20 protein-coding genes and 7 pseudogenes are annotated in these 21,247 nt (G+C 34.9%); 25 read left to right on the forward strand and 2 right to left on the reverse strand.

Annotated elements, in window-relative coordinates; translation table 11 throughout:
• Positions 1–437: 437 nt before the first annotated feature.
• The 3 genes from C6H18_RS08390 to C6H18_RS09670 all read left to right on the forward strand — a co-directional run bounded on the left by C6H18_RS08390 (position 438) and on the right by C6H18_RS09670 (position 2,156).
• Positions 438–848, forward strand: a complete 411-nt coding sequence (locus C6H18_RS08390; RefSeq protein WP_104722656.1) for a hypothetical protein — start codon at positions 438–440, stop codon at positions 846–848.
• Between the two features lie 390 nt (positions 849–1,238).
• Entirely contained in the window at positions 1,239–1,598 is a 360-nt protein-coding gene (locus C6H18_RS08395) for a hypothetical protein (RefSeq protein WP_104722657.1), read from the forward strand.
• A gap of 3 nt (positions 1,599–1,601) precedes the next feature.
• Positions 1,602–2,156: a hypothetical protein gene (locus C6H18_RS09670; RefSeq protein WP_233704113.1), complete on the forward strand. Its 555-nt coding sequence runs from the start codon at positions 1,602–1,604 to the stop codon at positions 2,154–2,156.
• Between the two features lie 284 nt (positions 2,157–2,440).
• Here the strand turns inward: C6H18_RS09670 and uvrC are convergent, their stop codons facing one another.
• Both uvrC and C6H18_RS08410 read right to left on the reverse strand, forming a co-directional pair.
• Entirely contained in the window at positions 2,441–4,273 is a 1,833-nt protein-coding gene (gene uvrC, locus C6H18_RS08405) for an excinuclease ABC subunit UvrC (protein ID WP_104722658.1), read from the reverse strand.
• Entirely contained in the window at positions 4,261–4,809 is a 549-nt protein-coding gene (locus tag C6H18_RS08410; protein WP_233704114.1) for a hypothetical protein, read from the reverse strand. The genes uvrC and C6H18_RS08410 overlap by 13 nt, the downstream gene beginning before the upstream one ends.
• On the opposite strand from C6H18_RS08410, the gene C6H18_RS08415 reads away from it, so the two are divergent.
• The 22 genes and pseudogenes from C6H18_RS08415 (at position 4,804) to C6H18_RS08515 (ending at position 21,243) form a co-directional block, all read left to right on the forward strand.
• Positions 4,804–6,267: an L-aspartate oxidase gene (locus tag C6H18_RS08415; protein ID WP_104722660.1), complete on the forward strand. Its 1,464-nt coding sequence runs from the start codon at positions 4,804–4,806 to the stop codon at positions 6,265–6,267. The genes C6H18_RS08410 and C6H18_RS08415 overlap by 6 nt on opposite strands.
• A 92-nt stretch (positions 6,268–6,359) precedes the next feature.
• Positions 6,360–7,001, forward strand: a pseudogene (gene guaA / locus C6H18_RS09800) (glutamine-hydrolyzing GMP synthase); the annotation flags it as partial.
• Positions 6,981–8,072, forward strand: a pseudogene (locus tag C6H18_RS09805) (GNAT family N-acetyltransferase); the annotation flags it as partial. The pseudogenes guaA (C6H18_RS09800) and C6H18_RS09805, both read left to right, overlap by 21 nt.
• Positions 8,073–8,147: 75 nt before the next feature.
• Positions 8,148–9,326 (forward strand): annotated as a pseudogene (gene guaA, locus C6H18_RS09810) (glutamine-hydrolyzing GMP synthase); the annotation flags it as partial.
• A gap of 3 nt (positions 9,327–9,329) precedes the next feature.
• Positions 9,330–10,115: a restriction endonuclease gene (locus C6H18_RS08435; protein ID WP_104722661.1), complete on the forward strand. Its 786-nt coding sequence runs from the start codon at positions 9,330–9,332 to the stop codon at positions 10,113–10,115.
• A 2-nt stretch (positions 10,116–10,117) separates the two neighbouring features.
• Positions 10,118–11,290, forward strand: coding sequence for a site-specific DNA-methyltransferase (locus C6H18_RS08440; RefSeq protein ID WP_104722662.1), 1,173 nt, complete (start codon positions 10,118–10,120; stop codon positions 11,288–11,290).
• A gap of 5 nt (positions 11,291–11,295) precedes the next feature.
• Positions 11,296–11,559 (forward strand): annotated as a pseudogene (locus C6H18_RS08445) (GMP synthase (glutamine-hydrolyzing)); the annotation flags it as partial.
• A gap of 155 nt (positions 11,560–11,714) precedes the next feature.
• The gene (locus C6H18_RS08450; protein ID WP_233704118.1) at positions 11,715–12,461 is read left to right on the forward strand and encodes a DNA-methyltransferase; all 747 of its coding nucleotides are present in this window, start codon (positions 11,715–11,717) and stop codon (positions 12,459–12,461) included.
• Positions 12,458–13,048 carry an HNH endonuclease gene (locus C6H18_RS08455; RefSeq protein ID WP_104722663.1) on the forward strand — a complete coding sequence of 197 codons (591 nt, stop codon included), beginning with the start codon at positions 12,458–12,460 and terminating at the stop codon, positions 13,046–13,048. Before C6H18_RS08450 ends, C6H18_RS08455 begins: the two co-directional genes overlap by 4 nt.
• Before the next feature lie 41 nt (positions 13,049–13,089).
• Positions 13,090–13,308 (forward strand): annotated as a pseudogene (locus C6H18_RS08460) (GMP synthase (glutamine-hydrolyzing)); the annotation flags it as partial.
• Between the two features lie 3 nt (positions 13,309–13,311).
• Positions 13,312–14,307 (forward strand): DNA cytosine methyltransferase, encoded by a 996-nt coding sequence (locus C6H18_RS08465; RefSeq protein WP_199770192.1) that lies wholly within the window; start codon positions 13,312–13,314, stop codon positions 14,305–14,307.
• A complete protein-coding gene (locus C6H18_RS08470) occupies positions 14,301–15,338 on the forward strand; it encodes a HaeII family restriction endonuclease (RefSeq protein ID WP_104722664.1) in 1,038 nt (345 codons plus the stop codon). The genes C6H18_RS08465 and C6H18_RS08470 overlap by 7 nt, the downstream gene beginning before the upstream one ends.
• A 10-nt stretch (positions 15,339–15,348) precedes the next feature.
• Positions 15,349–15,468: pseudogene (locus tag C6H18_RS08475) on the forward strand (GMP synthase (glutamine-hydrolyzing)); the annotation flags it as partial.
• Between the two features lie 43 nt (positions 15,469–15,511).
• Positions 15,512–16,096: a hypothetical protein gene (locus C6H18_RS08480; protein ID WP_104722665.1), complete on the forward strand. Its 585-nt coding sequence runs from the start codon at positions 15,512–15,514 to the stop codon at positions 16,094–16,096.
• Positions 16,097–16,106: 10 nt separating this feature from the next.
• Entirely contained in the window at positions 16,107–16,571 is a 465-nt protein-coding gene (locus C6H18_RS08485; protein WP_104722666.1) for a hypothetical protein, read from the forward strand.
• The gene (locus C6H18_RS08490; RefSeq protein ID WP_104722667.1) at positions 16,571–17,425 is read left to right on the forward strand and encodes a DNA adenine methylase; all 855 of its coding nucleotides are present in this window, start codon (positions 16,571–16,573) and stop codon (positions 17,423–17,425) included. Before C6H18_RS08485 ends, C6H18_RS08490 begins: the two co-directional genes overlap by 1 nt.
• Before the next feature lie 39 nt (positions 17,426–17,464).
• Positions 17,465–17,878: a BsaWI family type II restriction enzyme gene (locus C6H18_RS08495; protein ID WP_267891874.1), complete on the forward strand. Its 414-nt coding sequence runs from the start codon at positions 17,465–17,467 to the stop codon at positions 17,876–17,878.
• Positions 17,878–18,399, forward strand: a complete 522-nt coding sequence (locus C6H18_RS09785; protein ID WP_407645615.1) for a hypothetical protein — start codon at positions 17,878–17,880, stop codon at positions 18,397–18,399. The genes C6H18_RS08495 and C6H18_RS09785 overlap by 1 nt, the downstream gene beginning before the upstream one ends.
• Positions 18,383–18,682 (forward strand): annotated as a pseudogene (locus tag C6H18_RS09565) (DpnII family type II restriction endonuclease); the annotation flags it as partial. The gene C6H18_RS09785 and the pseudogene C6H18_RS09565, both read left to right, overlap by 17 nt.
• Positions 18,666–19,493: a DNA-methyltransferase gene (locus tag C6H18_RS08505; protein WP_104722668.1), complete on the forward strand. Its 828-nt coding sequence runs from the start codon at positions 18,666–18,668 to the stop codon at positions 19,491–19,493. The pseudogene C6H18_RS09565 and the gene C6H18_RS08505, both read left to right, overlap by 17 nt.
• 225 nt (positions 19,494–19,718) lie before the next feature.
• A complete protein-coding gene (locus C6H18_RS08510) occupies positions 19,719–20,411 on the forward strand; it encodes a cytolethal distending toxin subunit A/C (protein WP_104722669.1) in 693 nt (230 codons plus the stop codon).
• A gap of 10 nt (positions 20,412–20,421) precedes the next feature.
• Positions 20,422–21,243 (forward strand): cytolethal distending toxin subunit B family protein, encoded by an 822-nt coding sequence (locus tag C6H18_RS08515; protein ID WP_104722670.1) that lies wholly within the window; start codon positions 20,422–20,424, stop codon positions 21,241–21,243.
• Positions 21,244–21,247 lie beyond the last annotated feature (4 nt).

A 21,247-nucleotide genomic window follows, 5' to 3' on the forward strand; every position in this document is an offset into this window, starting at 1 on the left:
TCCTACTCTTGTTTGTAAGGTTTTAAGATTAAGGGGGTTGGGGTTGGTTGGGTTTAGAGTCTTTAGGTTCCAAGAATCTTAAGATTAGTTAGTTAGGTTAGATGGATACTTTAGATTGGGTTTTGTTGTGTTTCATCTGTTGTTTTGTTAGGGGATTGTTTAAGAGCTTAGGCATTAAAGAAATGGTAGAGAATCTTTAAGGGAGAGTTTGGATTAGGATTAAAAAGCTAAAGAGAATTGCTTTTGTGGCGAATTATTACTTTTATAGCAGTTGGATTTGTCTCTACTTTAAAGAAAGATTCAAGCTTTAAAGATAGAGGATTTTGATAACCAAGATGGAGATTAAAGGCTCTGAATAATAAATTTTAATTTTTGATAAATTCTATAATTAAGACGGATTAAGATAAAATAAAATCTAAAACACTAAAAGGAAAAATATGGGGTTCATTTTAGCTAATAGGACAGATGGAAGCGGTTCAAGACTAAATGCCTTTTTAAATGCTTTATATATTGCACAATATTTAGGAGACTTATCTTATGCAAAACTTTTATGGATAGGTGGCACAAGAGACAATACTGGTGCTAATAAAAATCATATCATAGGTGCTTCTTTAGACAAAGTAGATAAAATATTTTCTCAAAACTTCATCGACAACTACTGCATACAAGAACAGGCAAAAAATAATGCCACATTCATTGATATAACAAACTTTAAAAATCTACAATCCCTAAAAATTGCTTTTTTTAGCAATCAATATGATTACTTTATTACCCCAATAGGAAGTTTAGCTTGGTATCTTCAAGATATTAATCTCAATGAATATAGAGCAATGACTTTATGCTTATAGCAAAAATTAGATTTTCTCTATGAATTTGACTATGCTATTTCAAAAGCCTATGAAGATACAAATAAAATAGGCAGTTTTATAGCTATTCACTTCAGAAGTGGGGATGTCATTTATGACTATTCTCCCATAAGAAAACATAATTTACTTGCTATAAATCTTGCGAGCTGTTGTGAGCTTATTTTATCTTTAATACAAAAAGAACTTTCAAAAAACAAAGATCAAACTATTGTTCTTATTGGGGATGATTTAGATTCCATACAAAAAATAATAAATTTTTACAACAAACCCAATATTATTTCCACCAATCAATTAAGAGAAAATGATGCCTATGGCTATCACAAAGAATTTCAACTTTTTTTATATGATACGATTTTTCTCTCACAAGCAAAAATGATTTATACAACAGGTTCTGCTTTAACAAAAATAGCATATTTACTTGGCAATTCTCATTATGTTTTAAGCAATAATGTTTTTACTCCTAAAGAATGCTATGAAAATTTTAAATTTTTTTACGGACAAATCATATTCTCTCCAATGCAAAGAGCATATTCCCTTTTTCAATTATTCTTACTAGGTTCTAAAACTCAAGAAAGTGTAAGCATTCTTAGGAGTTATCTTTTATCTGCTTTGGATTTAGATCCAGATAATGATAAATACAGAATCTATTTCCTAGTATTACTTCTGCAAAATAATGAATTTCAAGAAGCGGATTTTTACCTCCAAAATATTTTAAATACAAGAAGAGAATAGTTTTTGAAAACCTTATTTTTTCATAGCTGGACAGGATATGTTTATCAAAATATCTTTAATAATTTTAATTTTATCTGCATTACCCCTTCTTATCCCTCACTTTTTGAAATAAAGCAAAAAATTCAATCCCTAAAGCCCCTCAACTTATCTAATGACAACTTTTATATTAACTCTCTCTATCAAACCCCTCTACTCTCTGCCTCCTCCCGCCTTAAATCTCACCTAGCTTATAAACTAGGAGAGGCAATGATAGATAATTCTAAAAGTCTTTTAGGATATATAAGAATGCCTTATGTGTTATCTTATATTAAAGATAAACACAATAAAGAACAAAAACAATACCAAGAAAAAATAAAAAAGAATCCTAAATTAAAACTTCCTCCTTTAGAATCTTATTCTGATTATAAAGAATCTTTAAAAATAAAAACAACTCTTTCTTATAAGTTAGGAGAAGCATTAATAAAGGCTTATAAACAAAACTTCTTTAAATTTCCTCTTCCCTTTATAGCAAATAATACTAATTATAATGGGGAGGGGGCATACTATGGTTTTATTTAATAGAATCTAAGAGGATAGTAAGAGAGTGGAGAGAGAATCGATTTTAGTCTCATAGATATTGTTGGCATCAATTCCCTATCATTAGTAATTTGTTAGCTTACAACTCCTATACACTTTTACACAAAAGATTGATTCCTTACAAGTGATAGGAATAAAGTATTTTCAAAAGTGCTAAATCTCGTTATGAAAATAGAAAACTCTAACAAGCAAAAGACTCTTATTAATAAAAACTACCCATTAATAAAAACCATAAATTACATAAAAGAAATTTGGAAGCGGAGGTTTTATTGTTTTAAGAGATTATAAATTTCTAAAGCTTTTTTGGAATCCACTACTTTTTGTAACTCCTCTAAACTTGCTTGATAAATAGATTGAAAATCTCCAAAATAAGCTAAAAGCTTCTTTTGTGTGCTTGGACCAATACCCTTTAGCTCTAAAATCTTGCTTTTATGCATTGTTTTTTGTTTTTGTTTTTGGTGAAAGGTAATAGCAAAACGATGTGCTTCATCGCGCAATTTTTGTAAAAATTGCAAACGTTTATCGCTAACTTTAAGCCGATATTCTCTTAAAAGATCATCCCTTAATACATCTCTAGCCCCACCCTTAGCACGATGGGCTTTAAAATCAATTTTTTCTTTGGCAATACCTATCACTTCAATATTTACCCCCACACTTTGCAATAATTCTTTAGCTAAATTTATCTGCCCGGCTCCTCCATCTAAAAGCCATAAATCTGGAGGAAATTCTAAAGAAAACGATTCAATGCGTCGCATAAGCATTTCACGCATTTGGGAGTATTCATCACTTCCGCTTAAAGTATAATGCCGATAGGATTTTTTAATAAACCCTTCTTCATAAACAATCATAGCTCCTACACTTTGACTGCCACGATGATGCGAAGTATCAAACACTTCAATCCGATAAGGAATATTTTGCAATCCCAATAATGCTTTTAAATCCCTTAGAATATATTCTTCTTGGCTACTACTTAATCTCAAAGCTTCTTTAGCGTTTTCTAAAGCAAGGTTGCAAAGCTTTTTCTTTTCTCCATTTTTTGGAAAATGGATAGAAATTTTTTTTCGCAACTGCAAAAACAAGAAATTTTCTAGCTCTACTTTTACCTCCCCTAAATCATAAGGAATTAATATCTGTTTGGGGATTAAGGGTAAATCCTTATGGTAATAATCAATCAAGGCTTGTTTATAAATCTCCACCACATCAAAACCATACTCACTTTTAATATTTTGTAAAGCACTAGAGACGATTCTGCCATTGCGCATAAAAAACTTCACCAAAACCCCTCTTTTCTCCTCTAAAACAAGTGCAAAAATATCCAAATCTTCTAATCTAGCAAAATCCACACTAGAGAGGGGATTAATCTGCTGGATTTTTAACATCCTATCGCGTAAAATCATCGCTTCTTCAAAACGCAAATTTTGGGATAAAAACTCCATTTTTTCCTCTAACTTTACAAGAATCTTTTTGGGATTTTCTATACATTCTAAAGCTTTTTCTAAAATCTTTGCGTATTCTTCTTGGCTAACCCTCCCTTCACAAGGTGCTAAACAACGTTTAATTTGATAAAACAAACAAGCTTTTTTGCCTCGGATACAACTCTCCTTTTGCACAAGCGGAAAAAATTCATAAAGACAATCCAGCAAATCCCTTCCCCCGCTTGAATAAGGACCAAAATAACGAATATTTTGTGTCTTTTTCATCACTTTACGCGTTAAAACTATACGCGCATAAGGCTGACCTTTATCCACATACAAATAAGGATAAGTTTTATCATCACGTAAGAGGATATTATACTTAGGCTTTAATTGTTTAATAAGAGAATTTTCCAAAATGAGGGCATCATTTTCGTTTTCTAAAAGGATGTAGCGCAATGTAGCCACTTGTGAAACCATTTGCGTAATTCGTGGGCTTAAATTGGGTGCAACACTAAGTTTAGGGGTAAATCGAAAATAGCTTTTAATGCGATTTTTTAAGTTTCTAGCTTTCCCGACATAAAGCAATCTCCCCTCACTATCAAAATAATGATATACACCACTTAAAGGTGGAAGCTTTTTTAAATCATTTAAAAGATTTTCGTTAAGAGGCTCTAATGATTGCATAAAATAGCTTTTCTAATAGATTCAAAAATTTCTCTAATCTCTTTATCTTTAGCCAAATTTTCAAAATCTCCCTTAGCTATCTCTCCATACACTTCTAAATTCTCTATTTGTTGTGTTTGGGATTTTTGGTAAGCATTATTACCGACAAAGGCTTTAATATCTTTAACCCCTAATAATTCCTCTTTGCTTTGCTGGTATTGTTTTAATAACTGCTTTATTATTGTTAGTTTATAATCAAACTCCTGTTTATAACAAGGATGTTTTAAGACAAAGAATAAAACTTGGTTTTTGATATAACAAAAACAAACACCATCACGAAGACTTTTGGGTAAAGCCCACAAGAAAGCCTTGATTTGTTGCGTTTGATGAAGTTTTTGATAAGAAGGAGTATTAAAGAGATGAGACAAAATTTGCGATACCTTTTTCATATTTTGATTATAGCACAGATTATACTCTTTAATGGTTGTGGCTTTAAAGATGATCCTTTTAGGGATACTAACACCACTTACCAGTTCTAAAGAATCTCTATAATGCATTATGATGTAATTATTGTTGGTGCTGGAATTGCAGGGCTTTATGCCTCTTTAAACTTACCTAAAAATCTTAAAGTCCTTATTCTTTGTAAAGACCAACCTTGGGAATGTAATACCTTTTACGCACAAGGTGGAATTGCTGTTGCAAAGGATAAAAAAGACATTCCCTTGCATATCAATGACACCCTAAAAGCAGGTGCTGGTATGTGTGATAAAAAAATCGTCAAACTCCTTAGCGAGGAAAGTTTAGAGGTATTAGAAGATTTAATCCATAAAGAGATTCCATTTGATAGGGACAAAGAGGGAAACCTGCTCTTTACCAAAGAAGCTGCTCATAGCACCTCTAGGATTATACACGCTGGAGGAGATTGCACAGGTAGAGTAATACATAGTCATCTTATCTCACAAATCTCCCATACTTTGTGGAAAAATGCCACAGTTACAGAACTCCTTATTGATAACAATCATTGCTATGGCGTAAGTGTCTTAACCAAAAGAGGAAATTATAATCTTTATGCAAAGAATATTATTTTAGCCAGTGGAGGCATAGGGGCTTTGTTTGAATACCACACCAACGCTTATACAATCTCTAGTGAATTACACGGTATGATTTTAGAAAATGGTTTAAAACTCCAAGATATGGAAATGCTACAATTCCATCCCACAGTGTTTGTCAAAACGCCTTATGCCAGAAAAATGCTTCTTAGCGAAGCCCTAAGAGGTGAAGGAGCATATATTATAGATTTTTGGGGAAAGCGATTCTTATTTGATTATGATGATAGAGGAGAACTTGCCTCAAGGGATAAGGTAGCGCGTTCTATTTATGATTACAAATTACAACTATCACAAAAATACCCTACTAATTCTCAAGAATCCGAAGTTTATTTAGATTTAAGTGCTTTCTCTAAAGATTTTTTTCAAACAAGATTCCCCAATATTGCTCGCAATCTTAATGCCTTTGGATTTGATTTACCCAAAGATAAAATCCCCATCTCCCCTGCTTTTCACTATTGTATGGGAGGCATTAAATGCGATGAGAAAGGCAAGGTTTTAAATATTGATAATCTCTATGCCATAGGAGAATGTGCTTGCACAGGAGTGCATGGTGCTAATCGCCTTGCTTCAAACTCTCTCTTAGAAGCCCTTGTATTTGCGCGTCGTGCTACATTAGATATTTTAGGAAAAGAAACCACACTCAATAAAAGAGAATTTCCACTCCATACACAAACCCTCTATAAAGAACAAGATGAAAATCTAAAGACTATTTTACGCAATCTTATGTGGAATAAAGTTGGTATCATCCGCAAAAAAAGTGATCTTAATGAAGCTTTAGGAGGTATTGAAGTTATGCTACAAAGCGGAGTTGGGAGACTTTTAAAACTGCGTCTATTAACAGCTAAAAATATTGTTGAATCGGCACTAAAACGTTCCCATTCTATTGGGGCGCATTATATGCGATAAAATATTCCTGATTTCTCCATAGTTTTCTTATTTTCTTAAGTTATAAGTTAATCTTAAATAAGATTCTCTGCAAATTTTCATTAGGGATTTTTATGAATAATTTACAAATTTTAGTCCTAGACTTTGGCAGTCAATACACACAGCTTATCGCAAGGAGATTGCGTGAAGCTGGAGTTTATACCGAGATTGTGCCCTACTTTGAAAAGCTAGATTCTATCAAGGCAAAAAACCCTAAAGGCATAATCTTAAGCGGAGGACCTGCGAGTGTGTATGAAAAGGACGCTTACAAGCCTGATAATGCGATTTTTGCACTTGGGATTCCTATTCTTGGAATCTGCTATGGTATGCAGCTTATCGCCCAACATTTTGGTGGCAAAGTGATAAAGGCAGAGGCACAGGAGTTTGGCAAGGCGGTGTTAGAGATAAAAGAGGGGAAAAACAAACTTTTTAAAAACATCAAGCAAGATTCTATTGTGTGGATGAGCCACGCTGATAAGGTAGAATCTATCCCGCAAGGCTTTGTGGAGCTTGCAAAGTCGGGCAATACGCATTATTGTGCGATTGCGGATTTTTCGCGAGATATTTATGCCCTGCAATTCCACCCCGAGGTCGTGCATAGCGAGTGTGGGGGGCAGATTTTGCAAAATTTTGCAGTGGATATTTGCAGGAGTGATACAAGCTGGAATATGCGAAACTTTGCCGAAAATGAGATTATAAAATTACAACAAATCGTCTATGGAATCCAAAAGATAGAATCTAACCCCATTGCCTTTTTAACCTTTAAAGAAACGTGTGAGAGTATGAAAAAATCTCAAGTGATAGAAAGGCTTCTTAAAATCTGGGAGGATTCTGTGCGTCTTACCCAAAAGCTAAGTGAGGAGATTATCGCACACAGGAGAGCAGAAATCAAAGAGGATTACATTAAAAAAGCACATCAGATTCTAATCATTGCCAAAAAGGAACAATGGCTAGGGTTTATCGCTACAAAAGACAATGAAATCACTTTATTGTTTGTAGATTCTCAATCCTTTAGTAGAGGGCTTGGCAAAGCCTTGATAAAAGAGGCATTAAAGCGATATTTAGGAGGGTTTGATGTGATTATCCTCAAAAGTCGTGAATGGGCTTTAGGATTTTATAAAAAATTAGGCTTTCAAGAAAGTGGAAATCCCTTTTATGCAGGGGCTTCTGGGAAAATCCGACTAATTCCTTTAAGCATTATGCGTAAGGATTTGCAACAATCTTTAGGGCAAAAAGAGGAGAGAGAGCGTTGCGCTTGGGCGAGAGATAAAGACGAAGTGGCAAGAAAGCTCTATGAGGATTATCACGATAAAGAATGGGGGGTGCCGCTACACGATGACAAAAAACTCTTTGAACAGCTTGTTTTAGAGGGCTTTCAAGCAGGGCTTAGCTGGATTAGCATTCTCAAAAAACGCGAGGCATTTCGGGCAGCATTTGATGGCTTTGACCCAAAAATTATCGCACACTATGATGAAGCAAAGATTCAAGAGTTGATGAGTAATGAGGGCATTATCCGCAATCGTGCAAAAATTGAATCCGCAATCCATAATGCGAAATTGTTTTTGGAGATTCAAAGCGAGTTTGGGAGTTTTGATAGGTATATTTGGGGCTTTGTAGATAGTAAGCCAATCATCAATCATTTTGCGTCTATGAGTGAGATACCGACAAAAACCCCGCTTTCAGACAAGATTAGCAAAGATTTGCAAAAAAGAGGCTTTAAGTTTGTAGGTAGCACAATGATGTATGCGTTTATGCAAAGTGTGGGAATGGTGAATGACCACCTTGATTCGTGCTTTAGGAGGCATTCAGCTTCGGGCAATCATTCCGCAGATTTTGTGGATTTTGCAGGTTCGCAGACCATTAGTCTAGCCTCACACACAAAATCCATAAAAGACCACGAAAACACTACCGCGTGCAGTGGCAAAGCCACAAACCCACACTTGCAAAATCTTAGAATACTAGACGAAAAGCAAAACATAAAGAGACAAAATGTGAGTGAGCAAAATCATTTAGAATCTAGCTCGGAAGTATCTTTAGACAATTTTTGTGGTTGTCAAGCTCTAAACAAGGGAGTTAGCTCATCGCTAATGACCGAAGTTGAGAGTGCAGACTCCACAAAAAGTAACAAAGAGACGCCGAGCAAAGTGCTGTGTGCCGTTAGTGGCGGGGTAGATTCTAGCGTTGTCGCCGCCTTGCTCTATCGTGCCATTGGGGAGAATCTTATCCCTGTGTTTGTCGATACAGGGCTTTTACGCAAGGGCGAGAGAGAGGCGGTAGAGAAAATGTTTAGAGAAAACTTAAAAGTCCCGCTCATTACCGCAGATGCAAGCAAGCTATTTCTAAGTCGCCTTAAAGGTGTGCTAGACCCCGAGCTTAAGCGTAAAATCATTGGCGAGACTTTTATTGAAGTCTTTGAAAAAGAGGCAAAAAAGCATAATCAAAAGGGTGAGATAAAATTCCTAGCTCAAGGCACGCTTTATCCTGATGTGATTGAATCTGTTAGCGTAAAAGGACCTAGCAAGACGATTAAAAGCCATCATAATGTCGGGGGTTTGCCCGAGTGGATGAAATTTGAGCTGATTGAGCCATTGCGGGAGCTTTTTAAAGACGAAGTGAGGGCGTTAGGCAGGGAGCTAGGAATGCCAGAGTCGATGCTAATGCGACACCCTTTCCCCGGACCCGGACTTGCCATTCGCATTATGGGAGAGGTGAATAAGAGGGATTTGGATTTGTTGCGTGAGGCGGATTGTATTTTTATAGAGGAGTTGCAAAAACAGGGGTATTATGACAAAGTGTGGCAGGCGTTTTGCGTGTTGCTGAATGTGCGGAGTGTTGGGGTAATGGGCGATAATCGCACCTATGATAACACCATTTGCGTCCGAGCGGTTGAGGCAATCGATGGAATGACGGCGACTTTTGCACATTTGCCCCATAGCTTTTTAGAATCTGTCTCTAACCGCATTATTAATGAGGTTGAGGGCATTAACCGCGTGGTGTATGATATTACTAGCAAACCCCCAGGAACGATTGAGTGGGAGTAGAGAATGAATTATTTTCTTAATCAAAGCATAGAATTAGCCAACCAGAGAGATTATTTAGACCAGCTTTTTAGAGTCTATCCCATGAGTCCCGATAATATCAGGGATATAGACTCTACAAAATGGAATAGTTTTGAAGAAGCATTTAATTGTAATCAGCAAGAAAAAATTATAGAATCTCTGCTTGATTTTGATTTGTTTCCAATTAAAGATTCATATATTGCCTATTTAAGGCGTGACAGAACTGCTATCAAACGCAATCCAGCGACAATAGCGAGAATCTGTGGCAGATTAAAAGAAATGGGGCTCAAGAAAATTTATGAGAATATCTCACAGCCCAAAGAAACCAACCGACAAATCGGACCGCTATTCAAGCGATGGGTGAATAGTGGCATTTTAGGAATCCAACCTGTTAGCCTAGAGGTATTCAAAAATACTAATGGAAATGCTATTTTGAATGCTTCCGATTTGGCTATGCAAAAATTTGCAAGGGAAAATTTAGGCTATACACGCTCAAAGGGCTTGGATTTTATTGCACGATTCAATGGAAAAATAATTATTGGTGAAGCAAAGTTTTTGAGCGATTTTGGAGGACATCAAAATGCTCAACTCGAAGATGCAATGAGTTTGCTCAATGTGACTTTAAATACAGATATTATTAAAATTGCAATCTTAGATGGAGTATGCTATATTCATGGCAGAAACAAAATGTTTGAAATCCTAACGCAAACATATAAGGATTACAACATTCTATCTGCTTTACTTTTAAGAGACTTTCTTTATCAGGTGTAACAATGCTTAATTTATTTAATCATTTTCAATCTCAAAAAGAGTTTTTACAGGTTTCATTTAGCAAAGAATTGCAAGGGAATTTTGCAAAAGAAAACTTGCTTATTTTTGATGACAATCTCAATGCAATGCAGAATCTCTTGCAGAATAAAGCCTTTAATCAGGGGAAAACTTTTAAAAACGCTATCGATTTAGTCTATATTGACCCTCCTTTTGGAACAAATAATATTTTTAGAATGGGTAGCACAATGAGTGCGAGCTTGGATTCAAGAGTTGCCTATCAAGATAAGTTTAATTTAGAATCTTACTTAGAGTTCCTCTACTACCGATTAATTCTAATCAAAGAATTAATGAGCGAGAGAGCGAGTTTCTATATCCATATTGATACAAAAATGGGACATTATGTCAAAATTCTATGTGATGAAATTTTTGGAAGAGAGAATTTCATCAATGATATTACGCGTATCAAATGTAATCCTAAAAACTTCTCTAAAAAAGGATATGGAAATATTAAGGATATGATTCTATTCTATGCAAAAAGTCGTCAATACATTTGGAATGAGATTCATGAGGACATTTCCTTTGATGATTTAGGCAAACGATTCACAAAACAAGACGACAAAGGCTTTTACACAACTATCCCACTTCATGCACCAGGAGTGACACAAAATGGCGAGAGTGGGCAAGCATGGAATGGCTTAAAACCTCCGCAAGGACGACATTGGCGTTGTAGTCTTAAGGATCTTGATAGATTAAATAATGAGGGGCTGATTGAATGGAGCAAAAATGGAGTGCCTAGAAAAAAGGTGTATGCGAAAGATTCTCGAGGTAAAAAAATACAAGATATTTGGGAATTTAAAGACACACAGAATCCCATTTATCCTACGCAAAAAAATAATGTCATGCTAAAACGCATTATCCAAATGTCTTCCCATGTAGATTCTCTTGTCATGGATTGTTTTTGTGGAAGTGGAGGTTTTCTTAAGGAAGCATTTTTGCTAGAACGTAAATTCATAGGAATAGATGAAAGCAAGGAAGCCATAAAAATTAACCAAAAATGGATGGAGGAATATAATCAACAAAATCTCATTCAATGTGAATATGGAGAATTGCAACGAAAAAAAGGAGAAAGTTTGAATAATAAATCAAGAAAAGTTGAAAATGTTATAGCATGGTAGATTTTGCGTATTATGACAAAGTGTGGCAGGCGTTTTGCGTGTTGCTCAATGTCCGAAGTTTGGGGGTAATGGGCGATAATCGCACCTATGATAACACCATTTGCGTCCGAGCGGTTGAGGCAATCGATGGAATGACGGCGACTTTTGCACATTTGCCCCATAGCTTTTTAGAATCTGTCTCTAACCGCATTATTAATGAGGTTGAGGGCATTAACCGCGTGGTGTATGATATTACTAGCAAACCCCCAGGAACGATTGAGTGGGAGTAGGGAATGACGCAAAGTTTAATGAAGGCATATAAATGCTAATAGAAAAAATCAAAAACTCAAAAATATATGATATTCAAGAAATGCAAATGACAATAGCACATGATATACATAATAATTTAAAGAAAAACAATACTATATTCAACTATAAAAATATAATGCTACACAATGATTCTGTGCTCAACAGACAATTGTTGCAATCTCAAAGTCTTGATTTAATTATTACTTCTCCTCCCTATAATGTAGGCATAGAATATAATTCTAATGCGGATTCTAAGGATTATAAAGAATATTTGAAATTTAGTAGGCAATGGATAGAAAACTGCTATTTTTGGGCAAAAGATGGAGCAAGATTTTGCCTTAATATTCCGCTTGATAAAAACAAAGGTGGGCAGCAAAGTATAGGAGCAGACATCACAACTCTTGTCAAAAAAGTAGGCTGGAAATACCACAGTACGATAATATGGAATGAGGGAAACATTTCAAGGCGCACTGCGTGGGGAAGTTGGCTCTCTGCTTCTGCTCCTTATGTGATTGCTCCTGTGGAACTAATCCTCGTGCTTTATAAAGGCGAGTGGAAGAAAAAACATAAAGGGCAAAGCAATATAAGCAAAGAAGAGTTTATGACTTGGACAAATGGGCTATGGACTTTTAATGGAGAATCTAAAAAACGCATTGGACACCCCGCTCCTTTCCCTAGAGAATTACCCAAACGATGTATTAAGCTTTTTTCTTATATGGGCGATGTGGTATGCGATCCTTTTAGTGGAAGCGGCACAACGATGATAGAATCTTATCTCAATAAGCGTCAGTTTGTAGGCATTGAGCTAGATTCTAACTATTGCAAACTTTCAAAAAATCGTTTCTTAGAAATAATTAAAAAAGAGGAAGGATTGTTTGAATGAATAATAAAGCAGGTAGTCAACTTGATTTAATAATGGAATTTTTTAAAGCAAATCCCAAAAGGGATATTTCACACCCCGAAGTTGTGGATTGGGTTGTGAAAGAATGGCAGAGTCGCACAGGAAAAGTTTTTAGGGACCCAGATAGAGGGATTAGGAGCTTGCATCAAAAGGGTTATTTGCAAAAAATTGCAAAAGGAATTTATCGCTATGATCCTGATTTTGTTGTTTTGCGAGAGGATTTAGAGGATTTTATCCCCACACTTAAAAAGCAAATTTTAGAGCGAGATAATTATCAATGTGTTATCTGTGGAATGGGGAAAAAGGAGGGTGTGGAATTGCATATTGACCATATTAAGCCCAAAGATTTAGGTGGTAAAGCTACCTTAGAAAATGGGCAAACGCTTTGTAGTAAGCATAATTTCTTAAAGAAAAATTTAAAACAAACCGAAACAGGAAAGAAAATGTTTTTAAGGATGCTAGAGAGCGCAAAAGATACCAATGAAAAAGAATTGATAGACTTCCTAGAAGATGTGCTAAAGGTTTATGAAAAGCATAATATCAATGGGCATATTGTATGGAAGAAATAGTGAACACTTCATCCTATTACCGCAAAAACTATTGTTTTGGTATTGAAAATGTAGGCGTAATGGGCGATAATCGCACCTATGATAACACCATTTGCGTCCGAGCGGTTGAGGCAATCGATGGAATGACGGCGACTTTTTCGCACTTACCCCATAGCTTTTTAGAATCTGTCTCTAACCGCATTATTAATGAGGTTGAGGGTATTAACCGCGTGGTGTATGATATTACTAGCAAACCCCCAGGAACGATTGAGTGGGAGTAGAGAATGAATTTGTTTTCTAAGATGATTTTAGAGCAGAGAAAAGAAAAAGAATACACATTCAAAGACTTTACCTTCATTGACCTATTTGCTGGAATTGGAGGGATAAGGCTAGGATTTGAAAAACTAGGTGGAATCTGCGTGTTTTCATCAGAATGGGATAAAGAAGCCGCTAAAACCTATTTTGCAAACTTTGGAGAATATCCAAAAGGCGATATTACCAAAATAGATTCTAAAATTATCCCAAATTTTGACATTTTGTTAGCTGGTTTTCCTTGTCAGCCCTTTAGTATTATAGGGAATAAAGAGGGGTTTGAACATGAGACTCAAGGGACATTATTTTTTGAGATTGAACGCATTTTGAAAGATAAGCAACCCAAGGCTTTTATGTTAGAAAATGTGCGTAACTTAACTACCCACAACAATGGACAAACGTTTAAAACGATTATTTCACATTTAGAATTCTTAGGGTATTGTGTTTATAGTAAAGTGTTAAACGCTCTTGATTTTGGGCTTCCACAAAAAAGAGAGAGAATTATTATCTGTGGTTTTAGGGAAAAAGTAGATTTTGTTTTTCCATATTCAATCCATCGCAGAAAAACACTCAAAGAGATTTTAGAATCTAATGTAGAGAAAAAATATTATGTTAAGGATCATATTAAAGAATCTAGACAGAAAAGAATGAAGAAAGAAATTGCAAAACCTTACATTACCCACGAGAATGTAGGTGGTTCTATTACGCCTCATCATTTTTCTTGTGCTCTTAGGGCTGGAGCTTCAGCAAATTATCTTTTGGTTAATAATGAGAGGCGATTAACAGAAAGAGAAATGTTGCGATTGCAAGGATTTCCTGAGGACTATAAAATCGTAGTTTCCTATACGCAAATCAAACAACAAACAGGTAATAGTGTAGCAGTGCCTGTCATAGAAGCAGTCGCTAAACAAATACTCAAAGCATTGAGTGAGTTTGCTCCAACACAATGTAAGGAAAAAGTATGCTAAAAGTAGCAAAACAGGCTTTGGATAAAGTCATTGCAAAATCAAGAATCCACTTCTATAAACCGATTCAAATCGCAGAGATTCTTTACCGTGATAGAATTTTTGGCGATATAGATTTAAACAACCTTGAAACATACAGAACTAAAAGCAAAACGTGGAGAGATGAAGTTTGCATTGCGCTACTTGGCAGAATCTCTACAAGTTCGGCAAAATTCCAAGATGATTTATTCAATGTAATTCCTCCTAAACTCATAGCAGAATTAGGGAAATTTAATAGAGAACACAATGGAACAGTTGAAAGCTATATCTATAATAAATTTATCGGCAAATATACACAGCTTAACAATGCGCTACAATATTGCCTAAATACAAATAAGGCAAGTTTTGAGATTTCGCATTTTATTAATTTATTTTGGTATGAGGCTGGATTAAAGCGCAGCTTAGATAAAGTTTATGAGATTATCACGCATTCGCTTTTTGACACATTAGCACAAATTTTAGAATTAAACATTACCCTTTCAATCAATCAAGACAAACTTAATATTTTAAAAGAATTTGAAGATTTTACAAAATCTGTAATGTGCTTGGATTCTAGCAATCTTTTTACTACACAGCAAGCACGTATTTATAGGGTTGGTGTAACAAATGCAGCAGATAGAGGACTTGATATGTATGCAAATTGGGGTGTGGCAATACAAATTAAGCATCTAAGTCTTGATAGTGAATTAGCAGAAAGCATTGTGTCTAATATTCAAAGCGATAGAATTATTATTGTGTGTAAAGAAGCAGAAAAATCTGTTATTCTATCCTTGCTTACACAAATTGGCTGGAAGAGCAGAATCCAAAGCATTATTACAGAATCTGATTTGATTGCTTGGTATGAAAAGGCAATGCGCGGTAAATATGCTAACTTACTTGGTGATAAGCTCCTTGAAACACTTTGTTTAGAAATTACAGAGGAATTTCCCTCCGTCAAAGAATTGCCAGAAATTCTTAAAGAGAGGAATTATGAGAGCATTAAAGATGAATTTTAAAGACAATTATTTTTTGCCCCATAGCTTTTTAGAATCTGTCTCTAACCGCATTATTAATGAGGTTGAGGGTATTAACCGCGTGGTGTATGATATTACTAGCAAACCCCCAGGAACGATTGAGTGGGAGTGAGAAGTATATAATATTGTAATTTTGTTATAAAATAGGGAATACTATGTTGCAAGCGACAATACAAAATTTTTCTTATATAAAAAAATGGCGAGAGAATTTAGAAAATTTCGCCTTTGTAAATATTAATACTTTACCTAGTAAATGCTTAATTAATTTTCAAGATAAAACTTTGGCTTTAAGTAAATGGGTTAGTCCCAAACGTACTCGCTCTTATCCTTACGCAAGGGTGTATGACACTTTTGATAGTGGAGCAAACAAGACTGTAACAATAATTCCATTCATTAAAGATGAAGGCATCAATGGAGATATGGATTATTTGCAATGGGATACACTTTCATTTATGAGTCTTTTGAATGTCTATGTAGTTATAGGCTTTTACGATAAAGCGCAGCCTCACTCAAGTAATATTGGAAAAATTACAAATCAATCTTTTAATAATGAATATATTTTGGGACAGCTCACTCAACTTGTCAATTATCATCAATCTGCATTGCATTGGAATCTTAATCAGTTGAGCCTTGAAAAACTTCCAAAACTTGCAAGTCTTACAAAAAATGCTTATGCAAATATCTCTAATATTTTAAATATTAAACTTCATAATCCCCAAAATATAGATAAATTTATATAAAGAATCTTTTATGGAGTTTTCGAGACAAAAAGCACAACAAGCTCAAAATCGAGAAAGCTTGACCTTGCAACCTAAAGAATATATTGGCATAGGACAAAAATCAAAAATTATTATCAAAAACTACTTAGGTGGGCAATATTTTTTTACCGTTGACGATATTCTTTTAAAAGATGGAACATTATATCTATGTGAAAGCAAACACAGTAAAAATTCATTATTGCCGAGCAATGACGATATAAAAGATGGGTTGTTAAAGCTTATGCTTTATAATAATCTCTCAAAAATTGATGGGTATGATAGCTTTAAAATTGTTTTGAGATTAACCTCAAATCTTTTACAAAATAGCGTTACTCTGCCAAATGAGGATTTAGAATCTTTTATGAAAAATAATGCTTTTTCAATCTCTCAAATTGCTACCCTAGAGGCTCTTAATGTAGAATCGAAACAAAATCATTTTGAAATTTGGATAGATTAATGAACGCCAAATTCTATAAATCTCCCCTTCGTTATCCCGGTGGCAAAAGTAGAGCGATTAAATTTTTAAAAGATTATTTTCCAAAGAGTTTTAGTGAATATCGAGAACCATTTTTTGGCGGTGGAAGTGTAGGAAACTATCTTGCTCAAAAACTTTTACACCAAAAACAGATTCGATTTTTCCTAAATGATTTTAATAAAGATGTGTATTGCTTTTGGAATATTCTAAAAACACAAAACCAAGCGTTAATTAGCGAAATCCAGAATATTAAACAATCCCATAAAGACGGAAGAGTGCTTTATGAGAATATTTTAAGTCGTAGAAATGAAAGTTTAAATGACTTTCAAAGGGCTGTGGATTTTTTTATTCTAAATCGCATTACTTTTAGTGGTGTCGTTGATTGTGGTGGATATTCGCAAAAGGCTTTTGAAACCCGCTTTACCCAAAGCTCTATTGAGAGGCTCAAAAATATGGATACAATCTTACAAAATTTTATTTTTAGCAATCAGAGCTATGAGAATCTTTTGCAAAAAGAAGGCAAAGAGGTTTTTATTTTCCTAGACCCTCCCTATTATTCTGCTACAAAATCTAGACTCTATGGCAAAAAGGGAGATTTGCACACAGGCTTTGACCATCAAAGATTTTGCGAGTATCTCAAAAACATACAACATAAATTTTTGCTCACTTATGATGATAGTCCTTATATAAAAAATCTTTATAAAGATTTCTATGTATGTGAATATTCTGTGCAATATGGAATGAATAATTACAAGCAAGAAAAGGCTAATGTTGGCAAAGAGCTTTTAATTAGTAATTTTAAGTTTGGCAAACAAAATTTATTGCATAGTGCGTAAGATGTTTTCAATATCTTTATTACTTCCAAAATTTCTTCTATCCCGCAATGGCAAGATTTGTTTTATATTAAAGTAGGAGAGGAGATGCAAAAGCCCGATGTTGATTTGGTGATTTATAGTTTAGATTCTAATGCAAAATTACATAAATGCTTGATATTATCCCTTAAGACTTCTTTGCGTGAAAGGGCGGGGCAAACTTATAAATGGAAACTCTTAATGGAAATTGCTAGCACAGAATCTAGCCTTAAAGAAAAATATGATATTTCCTATAATCCTCCCATTTTGCCACTTGTATGTTTTGCTACTGTGAATTTTTATAATGAAATTAATAACCCCCAACATAGAGGAATGTTTAAATTTTTTGATTGTGCATTTATTGGCAAGAATATACAAACAGGCGATTTTATCAAGCCATTAAGATCCCTTATTGATTATATAAGCGAGAATCTCTAATGATACTTTTAGAAAAGCCCAACTTTAACTCAAACTTTATGCAAAAACAAATGGATAAAGATTCTAAAAAACAAGACTATTTGGCAATATATAATCCTAAATACGACTTTCTAGGGCAATCTTATGCGTCAATATATCCCAATTTACATAAATATCCTGCGACAATGCTTCCTCAAATTGGCTTAGAATTACTCAAGGAATTTAAAGCTAAGAAAAGTAATCTTTTAGACCCGTATTGCGGTAGTGGAAGTAGTTTTGTAAGTGGTTTAGGGTATGGAATACGGTATTTTGTAGGTTTTGATTTAAATCCCTTGGCGATAATGATTGCAAAGGCTAGAATGACTTATATAAATTCCTCTTATCTTATTCAGCAAAAAGAAAAGCTTTTGCGTCAAATAGAATCTAAAAACGAATTATCTTTAGATTCTAATCCCCTAATAAATATTACAAATCTCGATTTTTGGATAGAAAAGAACGCCCAGCAGGATTTGCATCAAGTTTTTTTGGGGGGGGGATATTAAAAAATTTGATTTTGTTATTTGGGGTGCAAAAACAACCTATTTTATAGAAGCTAACTTTTATACAGGTAGTGGAAGCAAGCTTAATGAAACAGCAAGAGCTTATCAAGATTTAGCTTTAAAATTTGAAAAGTTTTCAAATTATGAGTTTATTTGGATAACTGATGGCAAAGGTTGGCTAAGTGCTAAAAATAAACTCCAAGAAGCTTATAAATATGTAAAAATTTATAATTTAAGCAATATTGCTAATTTTATCCAAAAGGTGAAAAATGACATCACTCAATAAAGATTTATCCCCCATTTTTATAAGTGAAGATTCTCTATTTAGGCTTTATCAAGGGAATTGTAATGAAATTTTGCCTCAATTTGAAAATAAATTTGATCTAATTTTTGCCGATCCGCCTTATTTTCTTTCCAATGATGGCTTAAGCATACAAAGCGGGAAAATTGTGAGTGTCAATAAAGGAGAATGGGATAGAGGAGAAAGTATCAATGATATTGATGGGTTTAATATGGAGTGGATAAGCAATGCAAAAAAAGCCTTAAAAAATACAGGAAGTATTTTAATTAGTGGAACTTATCATAATATCTTTTCTTTGGGAATAGTTTTGCAAAAACTTGATTTTAAGATTTTAAATCTCATCACTTGGCAAAAAACCAATCCTCCTCCAAATTTTAGTTGTCGTTATCTCACGCATTCAACAGAGCAAATCATTTGGGCGAGAAAAAGCCTTAAACACAAGCATATTTTTAATTATGAAATTTTAAAAAAACTTAATGGAGGCAAACAAATGCGAGATGTGTGGAGCTTCCCCGCTATTGCTCCCTGGGAAAAGGCAAATGGTAAGCATCCTACGCAAAAGCCTTTAGCTCTACTTGTGCGATTGCTTTTAATGGCAAGTGATAAGGATTCTATGATTTGTGATCCTTTTAGTGGTAGCTCCACCACAGGAATAGCCGCTAATCTTTTAGATAGAAAGTTCGTTGGTATAGAAAAAGAAAATGAATTTATAAAAATGTCAATAAATAGAAAAATAGAGTTAGAAAAAAATTTTGCGGTAATGAAAAATAAAATTCACGATTTAAAGATTTTATAAATGTGGATTTACTTACGATAGATAGCTATGTGATGCAATACAATAACTCCTCTAGTAGATAAAGTGGATAAGCGAAAATAGATAGAAATAGAGGGAATAGAAAATAAGTTTTTATTTTGCTTTTAATTATTGATAAATTTGCATATCTTTCTTGGATTCTTATGGATATATTTTATATAATGCTTACTTTATTAAATAGTGTCAATTTTAGAAAAAGGCTATTTTATGAGATATTTGTTTCTCCTTTTCATAACTCTTTTGTTTGTGACGTGTTCTTCAGCACCCCAACAACCCAAACCTCTAGCTACAAATGAAGAAGATTTGGGTATAGGCTTAAGCCCAACGCCTCCTTTAAATGAGCCAATATTGGGCGAAAAATCAAGAATGTTGCTAATGAATGCACAAAAAACGAAGATTCGCCCTCTTCTTGCTAATTCCAATGAGCCACCATTGGCTAAAAATGCTTCCAATGCGCTCTCTATTATGTCTTCATCAGGAGGACTTTTGACGCTTTGGGCGTTAAATCCGGGAAATTGGGTGTGGGGATATACGCCTATTGATAGTCATGGCTTTGGAAAAGCACCATTTTGGCGCATTATAAGCTTTGCAAACGGGCAGGTAATGATTAAAAATGAAGAAAAATCAACCTGTCTTCAAGCTTATAAAAATGGTGTCATTCATCAAATATGCGATGAAAAAAATTCTTCACAATTTTGGAATCTCAATTTTTTTGATAACCAAGCCATACAGATTCAAAATGTAGGCACAAAAACCTGCTTACAAACGCCAACTATTCGCACAACGACTTATTATAGTATTTATCTCACAAATTGTGCATCTAATAAGCCCAATCTTGACCAGCAATGGTATATTACGCCTATTTTGGATTTGGCAAGTCCTATTTTTGTGATTGATTAAGGAGGGATTTATGAGGATTTTATGGTGTTTTTTGGTAAGTGTTGGGGTTATGTTTGCTAATATTGAGGATTATAGAGTAAGCACTTGGAATCTGCAAGGCTCTTTGGCAAACACAGAAAGCAAATGGAATGTAAGCGTAAGGCAGCTTATCACAGGGGATAATCCTGCCAATATCCTTATGATTCAAGAAGCTGGGGCTATTCCCGCAACTGCAAGAAGAACAGGCAGAATGGTTCAGCCAGGTGGCACACCTGTGGAGGAGTTTATTTGGGAGCTTGGGACTTATTCCAGACCCAATTCTGTTTATATTTATTATGCCCCCCTTGATGTTGGAGCAAGGAGAGTAAATCTCGCCATAGTCTCTGATAGGAGGGCTGATGAGGTGTTTGTCGTGCATCAAAATGTCGTTGCAACAGATTCTTCGCGTCCAGCAATAGGCATTCGTATTGGTAATGATGTGTTTTTTAATATCCACGCCCTAGCAAGTGGCGGAGGCGATGCACCTGCTTTGGTTACAGCAGTGCATAATGCCTTTATCAATATGCCACAAATAAATTGGCTTATCGCAGGGGATTTCAACCGCGACCCAGCACTTTTGCAAGCGGGGCTTGATACAAGAATTGCCAACCATATAAGAATCGTTGCGCCAAACTCTGCTACACATTTTGGGGCAAGAGGCGCAAACAGGACGCTTGATTATGCGCTAGTTGGGAGATCAAGCCCCTCACGTTCGACCATAGCATTGCCACAAATTACAGCCTTGCTGATAGCAGCAAACATACGCGCACACCTCTCATCTGACCATTCACCCGTGCATTTTGGGCGATTTTAGGAGA

Origin of the sequence: Helicobacter mesocricetorum (assembly GCF_900198605.1) — a bacterium.
Classification (GTDB): domain Bacteria; phylum Campylobacterota; class Campylobacteria; order Campylobacterales; family Helicobacteraceae; genus Helicobacter_D; species Helicobacter_D mesocricetorum.

What these genes read in the sequence shown, in the direction of transcription:
- C6H18_RS08390 (WP_104722656.1), top strand. Translation starts at nt 438, where the DNA reads ATGGGGTTCATTTTAGCTAATAGGACAGATGGAAGCGGTTCAAGACTA.
- C6H18_RS08395 (WP_104722657.1), top strand. Translation starts at nt 1,239, where the DNA reads ATGATTTATACAACAGGTTCTGCTTTAACAAAAATAGCATATTTACTT.
- uvrC (WP_104722658.1), bottom strand. Translation starts at nt 4,273, where the DNA reads ATGCAATCATTAGAGCCTCTTAACGAAAATCTTTTAAATGATTTAAAA.
- C6H18_RS08415 (WP_104722660.1), top strand. Translation starts at nt 4,804, where the DNA reads ATGCATTATGATGTAATTATTGTTGGTGCTGGAATTGCAGGGCTTTAT.
- C6H18_RS08410 (WP_233704114.1), bottom strand. Translation starts at nt 4,809, where the DNA reads ATGCATTATAGAGATTCTTTAGAACTGGTAAGTGGTGTTAGTATCCCT.
- C6H18_RS08435 (WP_104722661.1), top strand. Translation starts at nt 9,330, where the DNA reads ATGAATTATTTTCTTAATCAAAGCATAGAATTAGCCAACCAGAGAGAT.
- C6H18_RS08440 (WP_104722662.1), top strand. Translation starts at nt 10,118, where the DNA reads ATGCTTAATTTATTTAATCATTTTCAATCTCAAAAAGAGTTTTTACAG.
- C6H18_RS08450 (WP_233704118.1), top strand. Translation starts at nt 11,715, where the DNA reads ATGCTACACAATGATTCTGTGCTCAACAGACAATTGTTGCAATCTCAA.
- C6H18_RS08455 (WP_104722663.1), top strand. Translation starts at nt 12,458, where the DNA reads ATGAATAATAAAGCAGGTAGTCAACTTGATTTAATAATGGAATTTTTT.
- C6H18_RS08465 (WP_199770192.1), top strand. Translation starts at nt 13,312, where the DNA reads ATGAATTTGTTTTCTAAGATGATTTTAGAGCAGAGAAAAGAAAAAGAA.
- C6H18_RS08470 (WP_104722664.1), top strand. Translation starts at nt 14,301, where the DNA reads ATGCTAAAAGTAGCAAAACAGGCTTTGGATAAAGTCATTGCAAAATCA.
- C6H18_RS08480 (WP_104722665.1), top strand. Translation starts at nt 15,512, where the DNA reads ATGTTGCAAGCGACAATACAAAATTTTTCTTATATAAAAAAATGGCGA.
- C6H18_RS08485 (WP_104722666.1), top strand. Translation starts at nt 16,107, where the DNA reads ATGGAGTTTTCGAGACAAAAAGCACAACAAGCTCAAAATCGAGAAAGC.
- C6H18_RS08490 (WP_104722667.1), top strand. Translation starts at nt 16,571, where the DNA reads ATGAACGCCAAATTCTATAAATCTCCCCTTCGTTATCCCGGTGGCAAA.
- C6H18_RS09785 (WP_407645615.1), top strand. Translation starts at nt 17,878, where the DNA reads ATGATACTTTTAGAAAAGCCCAACTTTAACTCAAACTTTATGCAAAAA.
- C6H18_RS08505 (WP_104722668.1), top strand. Translation starts at nt 18,666, where the DNA reads ATGACATCACTCAATAAAGATTTATCCCCCATTTTTATAAGTGAAGAT.
- C6H18_RS08510 (WP_104722669.1), top strand. Translation starts at nt 19,719, where the DNA reads ATGAGATATTTGTTTCTCCTTTTCATAACTCTTTTGTTTGTGACGTGT.
- C6H18_RS08515 (WP_104722670.1), top strand. Translation starts at nt 20,422, where the DNA reads ATGAGGATTTTATGGTGTTTTTTGGTAAGTGTTGGGGTTATGTTTGCT.